Source organism: Streptomyces sp. AC627_RSS907, assembly GCF_019049165.1.
The window spans coordinates 1-580 of the sequence record NZ_JAGMUE010001241.1; the positions used below are offsets into that span (position 1 = coordinate 1).

A 580-nucleotide genomic window follows, 5' to 3' on the forward strand; every position below is an offset into this window, starting at 1 on the left:
TCTCGGTGCCGCACCAGGCCAGTGGCCGCACGTACGCGTCGCGCAGGTGCTGGGCGCGCACCAGGGCGCGGGTGGCGCGGTCGAGTTCCGTGGCGCTCCAGGGCAGTTCGAAGCCCAGCTCCCGGGCCGACGCGCACAGTCGCTCGCTGTGCTCGTGGAGCTTGAACACCACGCCGTCGTAGACGCGTTCGCCCTCGAAGACGCTGGTGGCGTAGTGCAGGCCGTGGCTGAGCACGTGCAGCCGCGCGGCCCGCCAGGGCACGAACCCGCCGTCCAGCCAGATGACGCCGTCACGCTCGTCGAAGGGCTCGCCGGCCGCGAGCGGCGCGGTGGGCTCGGCCGGGGCGGCACCGCTCACGTGGCGAATCCCCGCTCGGCGTACGGGTAGCCCTCCAGTTCGTTGGCGGGGGCCGTGTCGTCGCGGCGGGACGCGTAGTAGACGCGGACCTCGTCGATGAGGCCGGCGTCGTTGAAGCGGTAGACCTCCACGCCGCGCAGCACGGTGCCCAGGCCCGGCTTGAAGCTGGTCCACTCGCAGACGGCCGTGCGGGTGTGCTCGTCGGCGAAGACGCCGTCCACG

The 580-nt window shown here is 73.1% G+C and carries 2 protein-coding genes; both read right to left on the reverse strand.

Annotated elements, in window-relative coordinates; genetic code table 11:
- The coding region (locus tag KUM32_RS41270) for an aminotransferase class IV (RefSeq protein WP_217146774.1) at positions 1-358 on the reverse strand (358 nt) is incomplete at its 3' end.
- Positions 355-580, reverse strand: a 226-nt coding sequence (locus KUM32_RS41275) for a hypothetical protein (RefSeq protein ID WP_374227620.1), incomplete at its 5' end; no start/stop codon positions are given. The genes KUM32_RS41270 and KUM32_RS41275, both read right to left, overlap by 4 nt.